General features: G+C 66.7%; 12 protein-coding genes. 9 read left to right on the forward strand and 3 right to left on the reverse strand.

What is annotated here, in order from left to right; translation table 11 throughout:
- Positions 1-219 precede the first annotated feature (219 nt).
- The 6 genes from MTX34_RS07545 (at position 220) to MTX34_RS07570 (ending at position 9,954) form a co-directional block, all read left to right on the forward strand.
- A complete protein-coding gene (locus MTX34_RS07545) occupies positions 220-1,995 on the forward strand; it encodes an Hsp70 family protein (RefSeq protein ID WP_243608965.1) in 1,776 nt (591 codons plus the stop codon).
- Between the two features lie 7 nt (positions 1,996-2,002).
- The gene (locus MTX34_RS25950) at positions 2,003-4,513 is read left to right on the forward strand and encodes a helix-turn-helix transcriptional regulator (protein WP_243608966.1); all 2,511 of its coding nucleotides are present in this window, start codon (positions 2,003-2,005) and stop codon (positions 4,511-4,513) included.
- Between the two features lie 41 nt (positions 4,514-4,554).
- Entirely contained in the window at positions 4,555-5,718 is a 1,164-nt protein-coding gene (locus MTX34_RS07555) for a hypothetical protein (RefSeq protein ID WP_243608967.1), read from the forward strand.
- Complete coding sequence (locus tag MTX34_RS07560) at positions 5,715-7,370, forward strand: Hsp70 family protein (protein WP_243608968.1); 1,656 nt, start codon at positions 5,715-5,717, stop codon at positions 7,368-7,370. Before MTX34_RS07555 ends, MTX34_RS07560 begins: the two co-directional genes overlap by 4 nt.
- Before the next feature lie 75 nt (positions 7,371-7,445).
- Positions 7,446-8,744, forward strand: coding sequence for a S1 family peptidase (locus MTX34_RS07565; protein WP_243608969.1), 1,299 nt, complete (start codon positions 7,446-7,448; stop codon positions 8,742-8,744).
- A 142-nt stretch (positions 8,745-8,886) separates the two neighbouring features.
- Complete coding sequence (locus MTX34_RS07570; protein ID WP_243608970.1) at positions 8,887-9,954, forward strand: S1 family peptidase; 1,068 nt, start codon at positions 8,887-8,889, stop codon at positions 9,952-9,954.
- Here MTX34_RS07570 and MTX34_RS07575 read toward each other — a convergent pair.
- Together MTX34_RS07575 and MTX34_RS07580 are read right to left on the reverse strand one after the other, a co-directional pair.
- Positions 9,951-11,069 (reverse strand): GNAT family N-acetyltransferase, encoded by a 1,119-nt coding sequence (locus MTX34_RS07575; RefSeq protein ID WP_243608971.1) that lies wholly within the window; start codon positions 11,067-11,069, stop codon positions 9,951-9,953. The genes MTX34_RS07570 and MTX34_RS07575 overlap by 4 nt on opposite strands.
- 168 nt (positions 11,070-11,237) lie before the next feature.
- Positions 11,238-11,897, reverse strand: a complete 660-nt coding sequence (locus tag MTX34_RS07580) for an ammonium transporter (RefSeq protein ID WP_243608972.1) — start codon at positions 11,895-11,897, stop codon at positions 11,238-11,240.
- A 567-nt stretch (positions 11,898-12,464) separates the two neighbouring features.
- Here MTX34_RS07580 and MTX34_RS07585 point away from each other — a divergent pair.
- The 3 genes from MTX34_RS07585 to MTX34_RS07595 all read left to right on the forward strand — a co-directional run bounded on the left by MTX34_RS07585 (position 12,465) and on the right by MTX34_RS07595 (position 17,266).
- A complete protein-coding gene (locus MTX34_RS07585) occupies positions 12,465-15,746 on the forward strand; it encodes a heterodisulfide reductase-related iron-sulfur binding cluster (protein WP_243608973.1) in 3,282 nt (1,093 codons plus the stop codon).
- A 168-nt stretch (positions 15,747-15,914) separates the two neighbouring features.
- Positions 15,915-16,907 (forward strand): hypothetical protein, encoded by a 993-nt coding sequence (locus MTX34_RS07590; RefSeq protein ID WP_243608974.1) that lies wholly within the window; start codon positions 15,915-15,917, stop codon positions 16,905-16,907.
- Between the two features lie 89 nt (positions 16,908-16,996).
- Positions 16,997-17,266 carry a hypothetical protein gene (locus MTX34_RS07595; RefSeq protein WP_243596715.1) on the forward strand — a complete coding sequence of 90 codons (270 nt, stop codon included), beginning with the start codon at positions 16,997-16,999 and terminating at the stop codon, positions 17,264-17,266.
- Here MTX34_RS07595 and MTX34_RS07600 read toward each other — a convergent pair.
- Entirely contained in the window at positions 17,259-19,172 is a 1,914-nt protein-coding gene (locus tag MTX34_RS07600; RefSeq protein WP_243608975.1) for a prolyl oligopeptidase family serine peptidase, read from the reverse strand. The genes MTX34_RS07595 and MTX34_RS07600 overlap by 8 nt on opposite strands.
- Position 19,173: the final 1 nt, after the last annotated feature.

Genomic DNA, 19,173 nt, shown 5'->3' on the forward strand with positions numbered 1-19,173 from the left:
AGCTATGCATCGCGGAGCCCCCGCCCAACGGGGCCGATCCCCCCAGTCCCCCGGGGGTTGCCAGGGAACTTCGGTTAGGGGATATGGGCCCTTTAGGGGATTTCACTCGTTATGCGCTCTAACCTGCTGTGAGACGTAACGAACAGATAGCTTCTGTCGACAGTGCCAGTGACGGCAGTACGACGGACGGCAGAGCGAGACGAAGGCGGCGACACGACCATGAACGCAGGGCTCGGCATACGTATCGGCTCGGTGACCGCAGTGGCGGCATTGGACACCGATCCCGTCACCTCGGTGGCCAAGCGTTCTGCGCTCGACCTGCGTCCAGGTGCCGCCCCGAGCTTGGCCGAGCTGTGGGACCGTTCGACGCGGCATCTGATCGGCGGGTTCGCCGATCGGGTGGGCGATCCGGTGGAACTGATCGACGACGACGGCCGCAGTCATCGCGCCGAGGACCTCTACGCCACCGCCACTCGCGCACTGGTTGCCGAGGCGTCCGCCGGAACCGAGTCGGCTCCCACCGTCGTCGTCACGCACCCCACTCGCTGGAACGCGTACACCGCCGAGGTTCTCGGTGAGGCATTGGACCGCGCCGGGCTCACCGACGTCACTCTGGTTCCCGAGTCCGTCGCCACGATGCGGTGGCTCGAGGTCACACGCGGACCGCAGGCCGACGGCCTCGCCGTGATCTACGACCTCGGTGCGAGCGCTCTGGACGTCACGCTGATGCGTACCGGCTCCGACGCAGGCGTCATCGGCACCGGTGTCCACTCCCAGGAGTTCGGCGGAGCGCAGTTCGATCACGCGATCATGCAGTACGTCCTCGACACCGTCTCGGGTAGCCAGTCGTTCGAGTTCGACCCTTTCGACCCCGATACCGTCGGCGCACTCGTGGAACTACGGGCTCGCTGCGGCGAGGCGAAGGAGCAGCTCTCCTACGACACGTCGACGTCGCTGACCGTCGACCTGCCGGGCCTGCACACCGAGGTCCGTCTGGTGCGGTCCGAACTCGAAGAGCTGGTGCGCGCATCGCTGCTGGGATCCATCGGAACGGTGCGCGACGCCGTCACGGCCGCGGGCCTCGACGTCACCGATATCGATCAGGTGGTACTCGTCGGCGGTAGCTCGGCCATTCCGCTCGTCGCCGAGCTCATGTCGTCCGAACTGCGGGCACCCGTGGTGGCCGGACCTCGCCCCGAACTGACCGTCGCGGTCGGTGCCGCAATTCTCGGCAGCGATATCGCCGACGCGACGGCCGCCGACAACGCCGCCGCGTTGGCCGCGGTGCCCACCATGGCAGTGGCGTCCGCCGCGGCAGCCGCCCCGACGCCTCGCCCCACTCCCCGCCCCGCACCGACGCCCACCGCCGTCGATTCGGACTCGGGCATGTCCGGTCGCAAGAAGGCAGGCATCGTGGCCGGTTCCGTCGTCGCTCTCGCACTGCTCGCCGGCGGCGGCCTGTCGGTGGGCACGGCGTTGACCTCGGACAACACCGCACCCGCCGAAACCAATGCGGAGACCTCGATCTCGAGCACCGAGACACCGGGAACCACTGCGACGGTGGCGGACGTCGGAGCGACGACGGCGACCACCGGCGAGAACGGCGCTGCTGCAACCGGATCCGAGGGTGCCCCCACCACGGTCGTCAACTCCGATGGCTCCGTGACACAGATCGACCCGGTGACCGGCGCACCGGTTGCGGGAGCCCCCGCCCCGGCCCCGGCACCGGCAGGCAACGGCGCGGCCACCGTGCCGACCATCCCGCCCGCCAATGTCCCGACGGTCCCCAACTACCAGCCACCGGCCGTGCAGGTTCCGCAGGCTCCGAGCGTGCAGGTGCCGAGTTACCAGGGCCCCACCATCGGCGATGTCGGTCAGGGCGTCGGCCAAGGCCTCGGTGGAGTCGTCGGCGGCGTGGGTGACGGGCTCGGCGGCGTCGTCGGCGGCGTGGGTGACGGGCTCGGCGGAGCCCTCGGCGGCCTGACCGGCCGATAGGTCGCCCGTGACCAGCACCTGCCCCTGGCTCGTCGGCGTCGAGCGCGCCGATCGCTTCGTCCGTGATGCGCTGACCACCAAGGGGTTGCACGTGGTCGTCGGAGTGAACGGCTCCGGTCGATCCGCCGTGCTCGACGCGATTGCGGCGTCGGTGGAGGCGTACACGGGCACCATCGCCGACGCGCCGTCCGGCTCTACGGTTCTCGTCGACGACGCGCACCTGTCGCCGGAGCAGCGACTCGACGAGATTGCCGCGGCTGCAACACGATCGGACATGACCCTGATCGTCGCCACCGCTCCACGCAGTTTCGATTCACGCATCGAGAAGCTGGTCTCCTCTGCCGGTTCCAATCGTCTGACGCTGGTTCCACTGGACAAGGCGGCCGTATCGGTGCGGGCGGCGGCCACGGCCCGGCCCGTATCGGCGTCGCTCGCCGGTGCCATCGTCAAGTCGACCGGCGGAGTACTCGCCGCCGTCGACGCGGCCCTCGGTGCGCTCGGCGGCGATCGATCCGATCCGGCCCCGCTGCGTGCCGTCGCGGAATCCGTTGCCGAACAGCACCGTCGGATGCTGGTCGAGGCCACCGACGACACCCGGGCACTGCTGCTCGCGGCGCGATTCGGCATCACCCCTGACCCCGCGTCGGCCGCGCAGATCGTCGCCCGCGCCAGCGACGTCGAATCCGTCGTCGACCTGGCCCGCAGCTCCGGCATGCTCGACACCGCGGGCACGTTGATCCCGTCCGCCGAGGCCCCTCTGACCGAGGCGATGGGCGAGGGGCGCTGCCGCGTCCTGCTCTCGACCATCACCGACGTCGCCGTCCGATCCCGCCTGCTCGACGCCACCGCCGCACGTGCGTTGGCAGAGCGCGGCGTCGTTCACGGCGGGCTCGCCGATCTCCTTGTCCAGCATGCCGATTCGGCTCCGGTCGATACCGCCGGTGCCCTGTACGACGCGGCCGTCGAGGCAGGCTTCGATGCGGCAGAATTGGCTGCCCGCAGGTCCGAGGTCGCTGCGGCCACCGGGGATCTCGACGGGGCCGGTCGCTACGCCGATGTGGTTCTCGACAGCGCCGCCGGGTGCGAGGCGACGCATCTGCGGACAGCAGTTCGGGTTTCGGCGTCGATTGCCGCGCAACGTGGAATGGCCTCGCGCAGTGCACAATTGTTCTCCTGGCTCGGCGAGGATCGACTCGGCCCCGACGCGGTGTGGGCCGCCCTCTCCGCCGCGGCCGCCGGTGATCGCAGCGCCGCCGACCGGTCTATGGCTGCCGTGGCGGCTCTCGCACCGACGTCGAGCACCGCGTCGGGCACCCTGCTCGCAACCGGGGTCATCGGGTCGATCGATTCGCGGAGTCCGGCCGCATCCGGTGCCGCCGCGAATTCTCTGATGCGCGCAATAGCGTTGACGGGCACCGTGTCCGATCGCGCGTGCACCCCGGACACTCCCGCTGCGATCGCTGCCCTGCACGCGATGCACTGCGGAGACCTGTCTCGGGTCGATTCCATCGTGACCAGAGCATTGCCCGAGCACCGTCCAGGATCCGAGGCACACACCAGGCTGAGCCTCGTCGGAGCCTGGGCGTCGATGCTTCGGGGAGATACGGCCGATGCTGGGGCAGTGATCGAAGCGCTGCGGATTCCGGTGTCGCACGTACGCAATCAGCTGTTCCTGCAGGCGATTCGGGTGGGGCTGGCCCGTCGCTCCGGTGACGCAGGTTCGCTGATCACGGCGTGGACCCAGGCGCAGAACGTGATCGCCGAGTACTCCACCGACCTGTTCGCGCTGCTGCCCCTGGGCGAATTGCTCTTGGCGGCAACCCGTCTCGGCCAGGTCGACCGCGTCGAACATCTGGTGGCACAGGCCACCGACCTACTCGCGGCGCTCGGCGAACCGCCCGTCTGGGCATCGGCGCTGCATTGGTATCAGGTTCAGGCGGCCATCGTGGCGCAGACTCCCGACGCGCTGGTGCCGCATGCCAAGGCTCTTGCCACTGCCGCTCCCACCCACCCGTACAGCGCCGCACTCGCCGCGGCCGGCCGGGCCTGGCTCGGGGTGTTGCAGGGCAGACCCGACGCCACCGACGTGGAGAATTCGGCGCGCACGCTCACCGCATTCGGTCTGCCCTGGGATGGAGCTCGGCTGGCCAGCGAGGCCGCACTGACCGTCACCGACACCGCAACGGCCACCTCGCTGCTGCACATCGCCAGGTCGTTGCGCCAGCCCAGCTCGAGTCAACGCGACACTCAGGGATCGACGCCGCAGCCGACGGGTTCGCTGAGCGATCGCGAGGCCGAGGTCGCCGAACTGCTCGTCCTCGGAGTCACCTATCGCGAGGTCGGCAGTCGGCTCTACATCTCGCCGAAGACCGTCGAACATCATGTGGCCCGCATCAGGCGCAGGCTCGGTGCCGAGTCGAGGTCCGAGCTGATCTCGATGCTGCGCGCCATGGGGTACGGGGCCTCGACCAGCGCAGCCGTCGGCGGTGTAACTGCGCACGGCCCCGGAGCGACATAACGACCGAGCACCACTCCCGATCCGAGAACAGGTAATTCCCCATGACCGAGCAGCCCGGCAGTGCGAAGATCGGCACCCCGGATGTCGGCCTCTACCTGGACGACGACCGCGCCGTCGCCGCCGTGTCCCATCCGATAGCGCCCGGGCCGTCTCTGCACCTGGCGTCGCTGCACTCGACCGTGCTCAACACACATCCCGACGGCACCGTCTCCCTCGGCGATGCACCCGATGCCGACTCCGAGGCGTATACACATTTCCTCGACTCCCTCGCCGACGGCGTGGGAGTCACCGGCAGCAAGGGCACCGTCTTCCCCGCCGAGCAACTGACATCGATGGCGCTGCTGTGCCTGCTCACCGAGGTCGCGTCGTCGATCGATCTGCGGCCGTCCGATCTCGCCGCGGCCGCGACCTATCCGGCCCGGTGGACCGCCGAGCAGGTGTTCGCTCTGCGTTCGGCGATGAACGCGCACGGGCTCGCCCACGTCTCGCTGGTAGCCGAGGCGGAGGCGCTGGCCGCCTGGAACGCGTCGGTACGGGCGACACTGGAGAAGAAGGACATTGCTGTCGCCGCAGCGCGCGGCGCTGCCATTCTGGCCGCCGAGTTCCCCGTCGATGCCGTCACCGAACGCTTTGCGGTGGTGAAACCGGCGAGATCCGACCGCCGCCCACTGTTCGCGGCGGCGGCCTTCGCTGCGGCGTTGACCGTCGGTGCCGCGCTCGTCGCACTGCAACTCGGCACGCCGACCGACACCACCGTCCCCACCGTCGACAACGCTCAGGTGGTGCCGCCCACCTCGTCGATCGGCTCCGGGTCGGGTGGCCCGATCGACTTCCCCACCGTCGTCGTCGAGCCGGCCGCCGAGATCGCTCCCGTCGCTCCGCTGCCTGCGGTCACCACCACGGCAGAACCGACCCCGTCCGAAACGTCCGACCGCCCGCGGAGCGAGCCGACCGAGACCGAGATCGACACACGCCCCGCGATCGAGGCCCCCGAGGACACCGACGCCGCGGAGCCGCCGGTCGTCGCCGAACCGGTCGAACCGGACACGGATCTGCCGTCCGAGGAGCCCGCCGACGAATCCGGCGAGACTTCCGAGTCCGATCCGGCCGGCGAGCAGCCCCCATCCGAACAGGAGTCGGCGGCCCGTAACGGCACACCCTCCGACTCGGCGTCGAACGACCGATCGACAGGGGACACTCCATGAGCGGTGCCGGCCATCTCGGAATCACCGTGGGCAACACCAGGTCCGTCGCGGCCTACCGCGCCTCCGACGGGGACGAACCGACGATCGTCGTCCTACCGACGACGCTGCGATTCGACGAGGACGGCCGCGCCCATCTCGGTGAACCCGCCGACACCGCCCCGTTCACCCGGTTCGTGAATCTCGTGGGCCAACAGGAGGATCTCGAGCCCGACGCCGACGCCTACCGCGCCGAAGACCTGATGGCCAACGCCGCCAACTGCCTCGTCACGATGGCATCTGCGAAGGCTGGGATCTCGGCCGAGTCGGGCGACACTCCCGTCACGACCATGACCTACCCGACGCGGTGGCCGCGGGAGAGCGTCGCCCTGCTGCGTGACGCCCTCGATCATGCGGGCCTCACCGAGGTCGCGCTGGTGCCCGACGCCAAAGCCGCCAGCGCGTTCGCACAGCCGAGCTCGGCAGCGACGGTCACGGTGGTCGACATCGGCGCTACCGGCACCGACATCTCCACCTACCCGGGTGGTGGGACGGTGCGCACCACCGCCGTCGGTGGAGACGTCTTCACTGATGCACTCTTCGATCACGTGGTGACCGATCGCGAGCACATCGACCTGTCCGACGCGACAGTCCTGGCCGCACTCGAAGGCGTCGTCGCCTCGTGCGAGGCCGCCAAACAGACCCTGAGCACGGACAAGACCGCCACGATCTCGGTCGATCTCCCGGGTGTCTCGCACTCCACGACGATCACGCGAGACGAGTTCGCCGCCCTGATCGCGCCGGCGTTCCGTGAGCTCGACGTGCCACAGACCGGGACCGTGGTGCTTTCCGGCGGCAGCGCGGCACTCCCGTCGGTGGCAACCGAGATCGCCGAACGCTCGTCCGGCCTGCTCCTCGTCCAACCGCTGGCTGCCACTCGCGGCGCGCTGCTGCTCGCCGAGATCGACGACGTCGACGGCAACTCTCTCGTGACCGGTGCTGCGCCGGCGGTCACTCGCAACGACGGCACGGAATCCCTGGACACCGACGCCATCCCGGTCGTCGCGCCGATGCCGTCCCTCGCCTTCTCCGAGGCGATCCCGGCGGTCGCTCCGGTGTTCGCCCCCTCCGAACTGCGCTCCCAGCCGATCGAACCGGTCGACGACACCGCGTCGAGCACCGGTCACGTGCCCGTGGCCCCGGCGGCAGCCGCATCGGTCGGTGCGAAGAAAGAACGCAGCGAGCGTTCGCGAACCATCGCCACCATCGTGGCCGGCGCAGCGGCAGGCGTGGTGATCGTGCTCGCGATCGCGGCAGTGAGTGGAGTGTTCGGTACTGCTCCCGCCGCGACGCCTCCGACCGTCAGCGATGCCGGCTCGGTGATCGTCACCTCCACTCGCGCGCCGTCCACCACGACCGCCACGCCCGTCGAGCCGGTCGTCGTGCCGGAGGTGGTCGACGAACCGACGAACGCGCCGTACGTCCCGCCCGCACCCCTTCCCGCCCCGCCGCCCGCGCCGGTTCCTGCTCCTCCGCCCGTGGTAGCCACCACCACGCCTGTGGTCACCACGCCTCCGGTGACGACCACCCCGGTCGAGACGACGACGACCACGGCTGTCACCACGACGACCGCGGCTACGACCACCACCCCGCCCGAAGAGTCCGATGAGCCCTGAGCTGCGCGAACACTGATTGTGCGCCTCATGCCCTAGGGTGGGTCGCTGATGACAAGCACCCGATGAAGGGATTACATGCGTAACACCGGGGCGCTGCGTGCAGCAGTGCTGTGTTCGACGGCTTTCGTTCTTCTTGCTTCGTTCTCCGGAACAGCGGCAGCGGATCCTGTCGTCCAGTCAGCCGCCGATCAGCTTCCCCGAGAGCTCGTCGAGGCCGTGCAACGAGATCTGAAAATCTCCCCGCAGGAGTATCTCGATCGTGCTGCCCGCGCTCAGGAACTGTCCGCGTACGCATCGGACTTCCGGGCCAGCCGTCCCGCAGATTTCGCCGGTGCCTGGATCGGACCCGACGGCAATGCCGTTGTCGCCGTCACCTCGCCTGCCGCCGCGCAGGCCGTCGCCAAGGACGGATACGCCACTGCGCAGTCGCCGGTCTCGGCCGACGGACTAGAGAAGTCGCTGGCAGACCTCAACAGTTGGATCGCCGGTCTCCCTCGCGAGATCTCGGAGCAGATCAACGGAACGGCCATCGACTTCATCGACAACCAGATCATCATCGATCTGGTGAACAGCCCGATCGGCAGCGCGCTGAATCTGCCGACCCTGCTGGCGAACATCAAGGTCATTCTGTCTCCCGGGGGAAACAAGCCGGTCGACCCGACTCCGATGGGCGGCGACACGTACGTCACCACCACCGGACCGATCGCCGACGCTCCGGCCACCGACATCAGCATCTGCTCGTTCGGCTTCAATGCCGTCGACTCCGCCGGTGCCGGCGTCAATCTCACTGCCGGCCACTGCAATCCCAACAAGGCCACCGGGTCCGGCGGCGCACCGGTCTACCTTCCCGATGCGGCCGACATCGCGCGCAGCACACAGATCGGAACGTTCGACCGATCGAGTCTGGGCGCGGAGGACGGACTGGACTGGTCGGTCATCGCGCTCAACGACACCGGATTGGCGTCGGGACTGGACCGTCCCACCGTCCGTGGAGCCAACGGCAGCACGGTCACTGTCACCGGAACCGCCGCTCCCGTGATCGGAGCACCGGTCTGCAAGTCCGGGCAGTCCTCGTCGTTCACCTGCGGAGTGGTTGCGGCCGATCGCGTCGAGACTCAGCTCTACATGGAGGACGGCACGTCCCGCACCGTTCGCGGATTCGCCAGCACCGCATGCACTCTCGCAGGCGACAGCGGCGGTGCCATCGTCACCGGAACACTCGCACTCGGCATCACCAGCGGATCCAACAGCGGCGGCGCACCCGATTGCAACGAGGCGAACCTCGCGCTTGCGCAGTACGGCGGCACCGCCAGCCTGGGCATTCCCATCGACCAGGTCACCCGCGCAACCGGAGCAACGCTGCGAACCGAGTGAGCCGGGTACGCCGGGAACCACCCACCCCCTATAGTCGTACGACAGGGGTGAAGGGCATCACATCTCGATGCCCAGGGGAGAGGTTTCTATGCGTCGCCGAGCGTGCCGGCTATCGATCGTCGCTGTTCCGTTTCTACTGACGATGGCCGTATCCGCGCCCACCGCGGTGGCCGATCCGGCTCCCGACCCGGTGTTGCCTGCGGCCCTGGCCGACGCTGTGGCCCGCGACCTCGGGCTCGATCCGCAGCAGTTTCTCGACCGAGCGGACGCGGCTCGGCGACTGGCCGAATTCATCGCCACCACCGGTTCCGGCGCCGTCACGAACGCGTGGCTCGACGAGAACGGGCGTCCGGTGGTCGCGGTGGCCGAGGGACCGACCCACGCCGATGTGGCCTACGCGGCGTCGGCCGGCGGTTTCGAGGTCGAAACCGCTCCCATCGAGATCCCGGCGGCCGTTCTCGATGTGGTCCAGCCTCTGGTGGACCTGCTCCCGTTCGACCCATCACCGATCGCAGGCCCGATTCGCCCGAGTTCGTATCTGGGCGGAGACAGCTTCCTCGCGGGCACGCCTGCCGGCCTCGGTCAGCGATGCTCACTGGGATTCAATGCCGTCGACCCGACCCACGGTTCGATCAACATCACTGCGGGACACTGCAATCCGAACACCGCAGAAACCGGTTCCGCAGCTCTGACGGGCGCATACCCGATGTACGGCAGTCTCGTCGGATCGAAGTTCGGTTCGTTCTACCGAACCAGCCAGTCGCACAACGACTATGCGTTGATCGACGTCGACGACGCCAACGTCGGCGAATTCGAGAGCAATGCCGTGCGAGTCCCCGGGGCGGCACCCCTGCACGTCACCGGAACAGTGGATCCGATCGTCGGAGCACCGGTCTGCAAGTCCGGATCCAGGACCGGTTTCAGTTGCGGCACAATTCTTTCCACGGGTCAGCACGTCACCCTGGGCGAGAACGTCTTCGATCGCAGCTTCTCCACCTCCATCTGTGCATTGCGCGGAGACAGCGGTGGACCCATCGTCAGCGGCACCCTCGCCGTGGGCATTGCGAGCGCCTCGAATGTGGGCGATCAGCCGTCGTGCGAAATCGCGACGGTGTTCAGCATGCTCCAGGGCCAGCGACCCGAACTGTTCGCCACCCCCATCAACGACGTCCTCGCCGACAACCCCGGCCTGACGATCCGAACCTCTTAGTTCGTGGACTGTCGCAGACGTGACAGCACCGAGTAGCCCACCTTCCGGGCGTGCGCGAACCCGGGCGACAGCTCCCATCGACGCAGCAAGCCGACCAGAATCCGGGAACCCCTCGTGCGTGCGGGTACGCCCACCACGGCCAACACGTCGTAGGACGAGGTGGACCAGGACCTCTTGATGTCGTTGACACCGACGCCCAGGTCCAGCACGGTCACGTCGAGTTCGTCGTGCGTCTGCACGAACCATTCCATCATCTGATGCCCGGGTTGATACTTCGCAACCTCGGGATCGTAGTGCGTCAACCACGCTTCGAGCCGCGCCCCCGTACGAACGCAGATCTGATGTGCCCGCCATTGCCCCTGGACACTCACCCCGGAGAGAGCCAATCTCCCGGCCGCTGCCTCACGAGCCAGGAAGTCCTTCGCCGACGCCGAGGCGTCGGCGGGCGATTGCTCCGCAAGGTAGTCGGTACGGTCGGTGCGGTGGGTCGACGCGGCCGCCAGTCGAGAAATGTCTTCCCACCGTCGCTCGAAGTGCTCCGCATCGCGGACGGTCTCGATCGTGAGGGGAGTTCCGGCCCGCTCGGCCTGACGTCTGTACTTCCCGAGCCGCTTCAGCGAATTTCGCCCCCGCACATGTCCAGCGGTACTTCCCACCGGCACCTCGATCACCGGAACTCGCTCCCGCACGATCGACTCGGAACGCCACCGCGGGTGCGTACCGAGCGCCACGACGGCAGTCCTGTCGTCGATCATCGAATCCGCGTAGAACAGCAGACCGCTGCCTTCGACGGCATCCCACAGGGCGTGAGACGACGCGTCGTCCTCGCTGAGCAATTCCGTCGGGACGCCCTGTCCGGCCCCCAGAATCTTCGCCACCTTCAACGGACCCAGTCTCGTCACGAACATCGGGGCCAGAGCCACCAGCCGCATGTCTCGACGTATCTGCACGAAGACGAGCTCACTCCCTGCCGGTCGAGGTGCATTCATCGCATAACTCGGACGGGAAGAGAAGACCGTGCCGACCCGCTCCGCCAGAGCGTCCCACTCATCGCGGAGCTCGTCGGTCAGTTTTCCGTCCATCACCCCGCCAACGGATGTACAGTCGGTTTTCATGGCTTCTACGTTACGGAAAGTTCAGTAGATGCGTGCAAACAAGCGTTTGACCTGTTTGTGCCGTAGACGTCCACCCTCGCCTTGACGGACCGAACTCGGTCGGTGACCCACACGCAACGCAAAGAGCCCGCACTCTCGACGAGTGCGGGCTCTGCGTGCTGCTGAAGACTAGTTGGCCCAGACCGTGGTACCCGGTGCCGCGTTCAGCGTGTTGATCAAGTCGATTCCGGCAACGACGAGAGTGGGGCCGCCGGCGATGATGGTGCCGACGATGCCGCCGATGCCTGCACCGGTCACCACAGCCGGGATGACAGCGGGGCCGCCGATAATGCCGATGAGTCCCAGACCCGCTCCGATAGCGGTACCGGTGAAACCACCGATTGCAGTAGCGATTCCGAGCTGCGACGAGAAGTTCTGCTGCGCCTTGAGGTTCTCCTCAGGCGAAGCGACGGTGGTGGCGCCGATGCTGCGCGAGTTGGCCGATGCCTTGGTGAAGTCGAGGTTCGGTACCAGACGCAGTGTCTTGCCGTTGTCGTCGACGTTCTGCTCGTACGGGAAGTTCAGTCCGCCGAGGTTGAACGACAGCGGAAGCGTCACGAGGGTGTTGTCGGCGGCGTCGAGGACGTCGACCGTCTTGCCGTCGTCGGCGACCTTGAAGACGCCTGCATCGATCGTGGTGACGATCGTGCGATCTTCGAGGTCGACGGTGTAGTTGGTGTCGCCGGGGGTCGCCTGCTCAGTAGGGGCCTGCGCGTTTGCGGTTCCGCTGGCCAGGCCCATCGCGACTGCAACGAGGGCCGATGTGACGACCAGTTTGCTGAGTTTCATGTAGAGCTGTTCCGTTTCTGTGATGTGCACGCTCGACGGTCCACCCAGACCCGTGAGCTCAAAGCCACCCCGATGACCCTTTTGCGACGTTCGATGCGACCGAAGTGTAGCGCACGAATCGGACCGTTCGTTGTCCTTTTGACACTGTCCCGAAACCCATTCGTTGTCAGCAGTCACAATATTACGATTCTTGCAGCGCAGCGGGCATGTCTCCCTATCCGGCGGGCATCGCAGTTCGTTCGTCCGAATGACGGGCAGATGCCCCGCGAAAAGCCGGCCCAACGGCTCACGCCCAGGGCAGCATTTCGGTTAAGTAAGGACTGCCTTCTCGACAACCCCCGAGGGCCCTACGCCTAACGTGATCCGGGAGACAACCTACTGACGAGTTCAGCCCACCCGTCGGACGGCCTCATTTCGACGCCCACCAGCGCCGCTCCACGTGATCGGTGTTAAGTTACCCGTCAGTACGAAAGAATTGCTACTGGCGAGTAACATGGACCGTCATATGCTCGACGGGCTGAACCCGCGGCAGCCCTTCCAGCTGCCACCTGAACGAAAGGCCGCGACATGAACGCCCTGACGATCACGTTGGGCACAGTCGGTGCTCTGCTCAGCCTCGTATGTTGGTACGTCTTCATTCGCGGAGGCCTGCGGATGTTCAACATCGTGCGCCTCGGCCAGCCGGCACCCGACCGCTGGCGACCGATAGTCCCTCGCTTCAAGCAGATGGTCGTCGAGTTCCTGGCCCACACCAAGATGGTCAAGTTCCGCACCGTCGGCTGGGCGCACTGGCTGGTCATGATCGGTTTCATGCTCGGTGCCATCGTCTGGTTCGAGGCCTACGGTCAGACGTTCAACCCGGAGTTCCACTGGCCAATCGTCGGTGACACCGCGGCGTACCACCTCATCGACGAGCTGCTCGGCCTCGGCACCGTCATCGGCATCACCACGCTGATCATCATTCGCCAGCTCAACCACCCGCGGAAGCCCGAGCGTCAGTCGCGCTTCGCCGGCTCCGGGTTCAAGGCCGCCTACTTCGTCGAGGCCGTCGTGCTCATCGAGGGCCTGGGCATGGTGTTCGTCAAGGCAGGCAAGATCGCCACCTACGGGCATGGAAACCCGTACACGGACTTCTTCACGATCCGCTTGGCCGAGCTGCTGCCCGCCAACTCGAACATGGTCGCGGTGTTCGCGTTCGTCAAGCTGATGTCCGGCATGATCTGGCTCTACATCGTCGGTTCGCGCATCAACTGGGGTATCGCGTGGCACCGCTTCACCGCGTTCCCCAACATCTACTTCAAGCGCATGGACGACGGCACCGTCGCTCTCGGCCCGGCCAAGCCCATGATGTCGGGCGGCAAGGTCCTCGAGATGGAAGAGGCCGACCCCGACGTCGACGCGTTCGGCGCAGGCAAGATCGAGGACTTCAGCTGGAAGGGCTGGCTCGACTTCACCACCTGCACCGAGTGCGGCCGCTGCCAGTCGCAGTGCCCCGCCTGGAACACCGGCAAGCCCCTCTCCCCCAAGCTCCTGATCATGTCGCTGCGCGACCACAGCCACGCCAAGGCCCCGTACCTGCTGGCCGGCGGCAAGAAGGACATGGCAGGCGACGAGGTCGGACTCGTCGACGCCGAGGGCAACGTCGACCAGAAGGCGCTCGACGCCATCCCGCAGAACGCTCGCGACGAGGCCGATCGCAAGCTCGTCGCCGACGCCATCGAGGGCGGCATCATCGATCCCGAGGTGCTGTGGAGCTGCACCACCTGTGGTGCCTGCGTCGAGCAGTGCCCGGTGGACATCGAGCACGTCGACCACATCATCGACATGCGCCGCTACCAGGTGCTGATCGAATCGGAGTTCCCGTCCGAGCTCGCAGGTCTGTTCAAGAACCTGGAGAACAAGGGCAACCCCTGGGGCCAGAACTCCAAGGACCGGCTCAACTGGATCAACGAGATGGACTTCGACATCCCGGTCTTCGGCCAGGACGCCGATTCGTTCCAGGACTACGAATACCTCTTCTGGGTCGGCTGTGCCGGTGCCTACGAGGACCGCGCGAAGAAGACCACCAAGGCCGTCGCCGAACTGCTCGCGACCGCAGGCGTGAAGTTCATGGTGCTCGGCGCAGACGAGACCTGCACCGGTGACTCGGCTCGCCGCGCAGGCAACGAGTTCCTGTTCCAGCAGCTCGCGATGCAGAACATCGAAACGATCAACAACGTGTTCGACGGCGTGGAGCAGAACAAGCGCAAGATCGTCGTCACCTGCGCCCACTGCTTCAACGCGCTCGGTAACGAGTACCCGCAGGTCGGCGGCGACTACGACGTGGTGCACCACACGCAGCTGCTCAACCGCCTCGTGCGGCAGAAGAAGCTGATCCCGGTGGCCTCGGTCAGCCAGGACATCACGTACCACGACCCGTGCTACCTCGGCCGGCACAACAAGGTGTACGACGCTCCGCGCGAGCTCATGGCCGCGTCGGGCTCCAACCTCAAGGAGATGCCGCGTCACGGTGAGCGGTCCATGTGCTGTGGTGCCGGTGGCGCTCGCATGTGGATGGAAGAGAACATCGGCAAGCGCATCAACATCGACCGGGTCGACGAGGCGCTGGCGACCAACCCGAAGAAGATCGCCACGGGCTGCCCGTTCTGCCGCGTGATGCTCACCGACGGTGTCACCGCACGTCAGGAAGGCGGCGCACACGAGGGCGTCGAGGTCGTCGATGTCGCGCAGCTGATGCTCGAGTCGATCACCCGTGTCGAATCCTCGGTACTCGGCGAGAACATCAAGGTCATCCCCCGCGAGCGCACTCCCGAGGAGAAGCTGGCCACCGAGAACGCTGCCGAGGTCGAAGAGGCCGAGCGCATCGCACCCGTCGAAGAGCCTGCCGAGGCGAAGTCCGCTCCGGCAGCTCCCGCTCCGAAGGCCGGCGGCGGACTGAAGATGAAGGGTCTGGCCAAGGCTCCGGGAGCCAAGGCACCCGGTTCGGCTGGAGCCACCGACCAAGCCGACACTGCCGAGGCCGAGGCAGCCCCGAAGCCCAAGGGACTCGGAATGGCCGGCGGCAAGGCACCCGGCGGCAAGGGTCTGCAGATGAAGGGGAAGGCACCCGGCGCGAAGGCGGCTGCACCTGCACCTGCACCTGCACCTGCCGAGACTCCCGCCGAAGCTCCGTCTGCCGAGGCCTCGGAATCGACTCCGTCCGTCAAGCCCAAGGGTCTGGCAGTGAAGTCGGGCTTCAAGAAGCCGGGAGCCAAGGCACCGGGTAAGCCTGCCGAGGCCGATGCGGCTTCGGCATCTACCCCGGAGACAAGCCAGTCTGCCGAATCGGGTGCTGCGGCAAGCGAATCCAAGCCGACCGTTCAGCCCAAGGGCCTGGCCGTGAAGTCCGGATTCAAGAAGCCGGGAGCCAAGGCACCGGGTAAGCCTGCTGCTGGGGCACCCGCGTCCGAGGCTCCTGCTGCTGAGGCACCGGCCGCCGAGGCACCGGTATCGGAAGAGCCCACCACCGAGGCTGCAGCGGAATCCAAGCCGACCGTCCAGCCGAAGGGTCTGGCCGTCAAGTCCGGATTCAAGAAGCCGGGTGCACGCACTCCCGGTGCTGCATCTCCGGCGACACCGGCCGAGCCGAAGAACGCAGAGCCCGAGAAGGCCGAGCCGACTCCGGATGCCGATGCACCTGCCGATGCACCGAAGTCCGAGGCACCGGAAGCAGAGGCACCGGCAGCAGAGGCACCGAAGGCTGAGGCGTCGGACACTGCGGGTGAAGCCGACGATCGCACTCCACCCAAGCCGAAGGCCGGTGGACTCGGATTCGCTCCGGGAGCCAAGGTTCCGGGTCGCCGGAAGTAACCTCACACCCTTTTTACCGACTGCGCGCCCCTGCTCACGTCAGAGCAGGGGCGCGCAGTCGTCAGTAGGGGTGTGCGGTCCCGGCACGAGTTATCCACAGGCAGCGAGTTATCCATAATCGGGCACTTGGGGCTTGTCGAAAGCGATTGCGCCCGAGAGCATTTCTCCATGACCCGCATCGTCTCGCGATCCGACGCACTCTCCCGCGGAATTTCCGACGCAGAGTTGCAGCGCTACTGCCGAACGCGAGCGTGGCGTCGACTCCGTCCCGGAAGGTTCGTCAGCAGAGAAGAATTCGACGCACTGCCGAGGGAAGACAAGCATCGGGTCATCGCGGAGGCTGTGTTCGACGCAACCACCTCACCCGACGCAGTCGTCAGCCATGTGAGTGCGGCCGTCTTCCACGGTCTCGACGTATGGAATGCCGACCTGAGCCGAGTGCACATCACGCGCAATCGTGCCCGCGGCGGCGGTCGTAGCAGCGCCGTTCGAGCGGTGCACACCTCGCCGTACACCGACGAAGAAGTTGTGGACTTCGACGGCGTGCGAATCACGGCTCTCGCGCGCACCGTTGCCGATTGTGCCCGCTCACTCCCGTTCGAGACGGCCGTCTGTATCGCGGACTTCGCTGCCAGAACCCGCGGACTCACCACCGAAGATGTTCTCGCGGCACTGGATTCGTGCCCGAACCACCCGGGCAATCGGATGGCCCGTCGAGTCGCGGAGTTCATGAACGGCCGGTCCGAGAGTGTCGGGGAATCCCGCGCCCGAGTAGTGCTGCACAGCCTGGGCTACACCCCACTGCTGCAGGTACCGATCACAGATTCCTGTGGCCCCGCCGGGCGCGTGGATTTCGATCTGCCCGACATCGAGACCGTGCTGGAATTCGACGGCAAGGTGAAGTACGGACGCTACGTGCCCGAGGGGAAGTCTGCGGCCGATGTGTTGTGGGACGAGAAGCGTCGCGAGGATCGCATTCGCGCCACCGGACGCCAGGTGGTGCGAATCGCCTGGTCTGACCTCGAGCACCCCGAACTCGTCGATCGAATGATCCGCGATGCTGCCGACAGAGCCATGCGGCGCAACCGCGCGACCTTTCTACCGACTGCGCGCCCGTCGTCGCGTCGAAAGACAGGCGCGCACCCTGCACAAGCAGTGTGAGGTTGCCTCCGACCCCCTCGGAAGTAGCGGAATCGGACATCGTGAGTATGGTCGGAATCGCACGGCGTACCCGAGAAGTAGGAGCAGGCATGACCGACGACGCGGACAAGCTCTTTCGCCGCTACGACGAGTGGTGGACGGCTCTGCCACCGGACGACCGAGCGCACGTCGAACAATGCTGCGAGTCCGGCCGCACCGACGAGCGCCTCTGCGCACTCATCCGCGAACACAACGGCCCGTCCAAGGCAGCGTTCGAGGCGGGCAGCAAATTGTCGGAGGGCAACAGCAAGTACTGCGCTATCCCCAGCGCGCTACTCGAGTTTCTCGAAGCGAAAAGGGCGCACCCACCGCTCAGCTAGCGGGACGCCACAGCTGCAGCTCGGGGATTCCGGGCGGCGTGAATCCCATGACCTGGCCGTAGAAGGACAGTTCGGATTCTCGCGCGTTCACCTGTGTCTCCAGTTTGCGGAATCCGTGCGACTCGCCCGCGTAAGCCAGGTAGGCATGCGGTATTCCCTTCTCCACCATCGCATCTCGGAACCGCTCGGCCTGTGACGGCGGCACGATCGGATCGTCCAGCCCCTGCAACAACAGCACCGGGCAGTTCAGTCCGTCGACGTTGTTGACCGGAGCGCGGGTGCGGTACAGATCGATGGCCTCGGGCAGCGGTCCGATGAGCCCGTCGATGTAGCGGGACTCGAAGTCGTGGGTCTCGGCAACGAACAGCTCCAGCTCGGCGACACCGAAGTACGATGCACCGCAAGCGAATACGTCGGAGGATGTCAGCGCGGCCAGAACCGTCCACCCACCCGCGGAGCCACCTTCGATGGCCAGCCGGCGTGGGTCGGCGAGTCCGCTGTCGGCCAGCCCCTGCACCGCGGCAATGGTGTCTTCGACGTCGACCACTCCCCACTGCCCGCGCAGCCGGTTGCGGTATTCGCGGCCGTATCCACTGGACCCGCCGTAGTTCACATCGACGACGCCGATGCCGCGGCTGGTGAAGTAGGCGAACAACGGATTGAGACCTGGTGCCACATGCGCCGTCGGACCGCCGTGGACGAAGGCGACATACGGCGGGAGTTCGCCGTCGAGCCCTTCGTAGGATGGGTTGCGCGGCGCATAGGCGATGGCGTGCACCTCACGATTCGGTCCATGGAACGTCACCTGACGCCCCTCCGGCAAGTAAGCAGCGTCGGGAACGGACTCGAAACCCGAACGCACAGCGGTCAATTCGCGAGATTCGAGGTCGAGGGTGAACAACCCGGCTGCAACGTGCGCTCCGCCGCACTTGATCAACACTGTCGAGCCGGAACGCCCACCGAGGCCCACCGACGTCACCCCGTCGAGCGCGATGTCGTCCAGTTCCCCGGACACTGGATCGAGGATCGCCAATGTGTCGGTGCCGACGGTCCGCGCGGTGAGCAGAGTCCCGTCGTCGAGCACGGAATACCAGCTCGATCCCAGCCGCCACAGTGGAGCCCCGAAGTCGGCGTCGAGCGCCCGAAGCGGTGTGACCGACCCGTCGAGCGTGACCGAATACAGGTTCCACCAACCACTTCGGTCGCTGATGGCGTACAGCGATTCGTTGTCGATCCATTCCGGCTGCAACACCGATTCCTCGGTCGAACCGAGCAGTACGGTCCATGCGCCGGGATCGGCCAGCGACGCTACGCGCAGTTCCGTTCCGTCCCATGGCATCTGCGGGTGGTTCCAGGCAATCCAGGCGATGCGGGTGCCGTCGGGTGACAGTCTCGGGAACGCAAGGAAGTCCGAGCCCGCCACCAACGAGCGCACTCCGCCGCCGCCGAGATCGATGGCCACGATGTCTCGGGACACCGCGCCCGCGTCGTGCATCTCGCGAACTGCGATGACGTCGGTGCCGACCATCGACAGATCGGCGTACCGGATGCTCGACGCCACAGCCGGTTTCGGAGTCAGCGGCACGGGTGCGCCGCCGGGGGTGAGTCGGTAGACGCGTTGATCGGAGAACTCGGCGAACACCAGGTCGCCGTCTGCCGTCGCGGTCCAGGCTCCCCCGCCGTATTCGTGTACGCGGGTGCGGGCGTTGAACGGTGCGGGCAGGATGGGCTGCACTTCTCCGTCGACATGGCGGCAGATCGCTGTTCGGCCCTGTTCGGCGGGCCGCAGTTCCGACCACCAGATCTCGCTGCCGACGAAGCAACCACCGTCGACGGGGTGGCCCGCAGACGACAGATCTGCTGCGGTGATGGGCGAGGGCCAGGATCCGTAGGCGAGAGCAGTCACG

Source organism: Rhodococcus sp. ARC_M5 (assembly GCF_022810405.1).
Lineage (GTDB): Bacteria > Actinomycetota > Actinomycetes > Mycobacteriales > Mycobacteriaceae > Rhodococcoides > Rhodococcoides navarretei.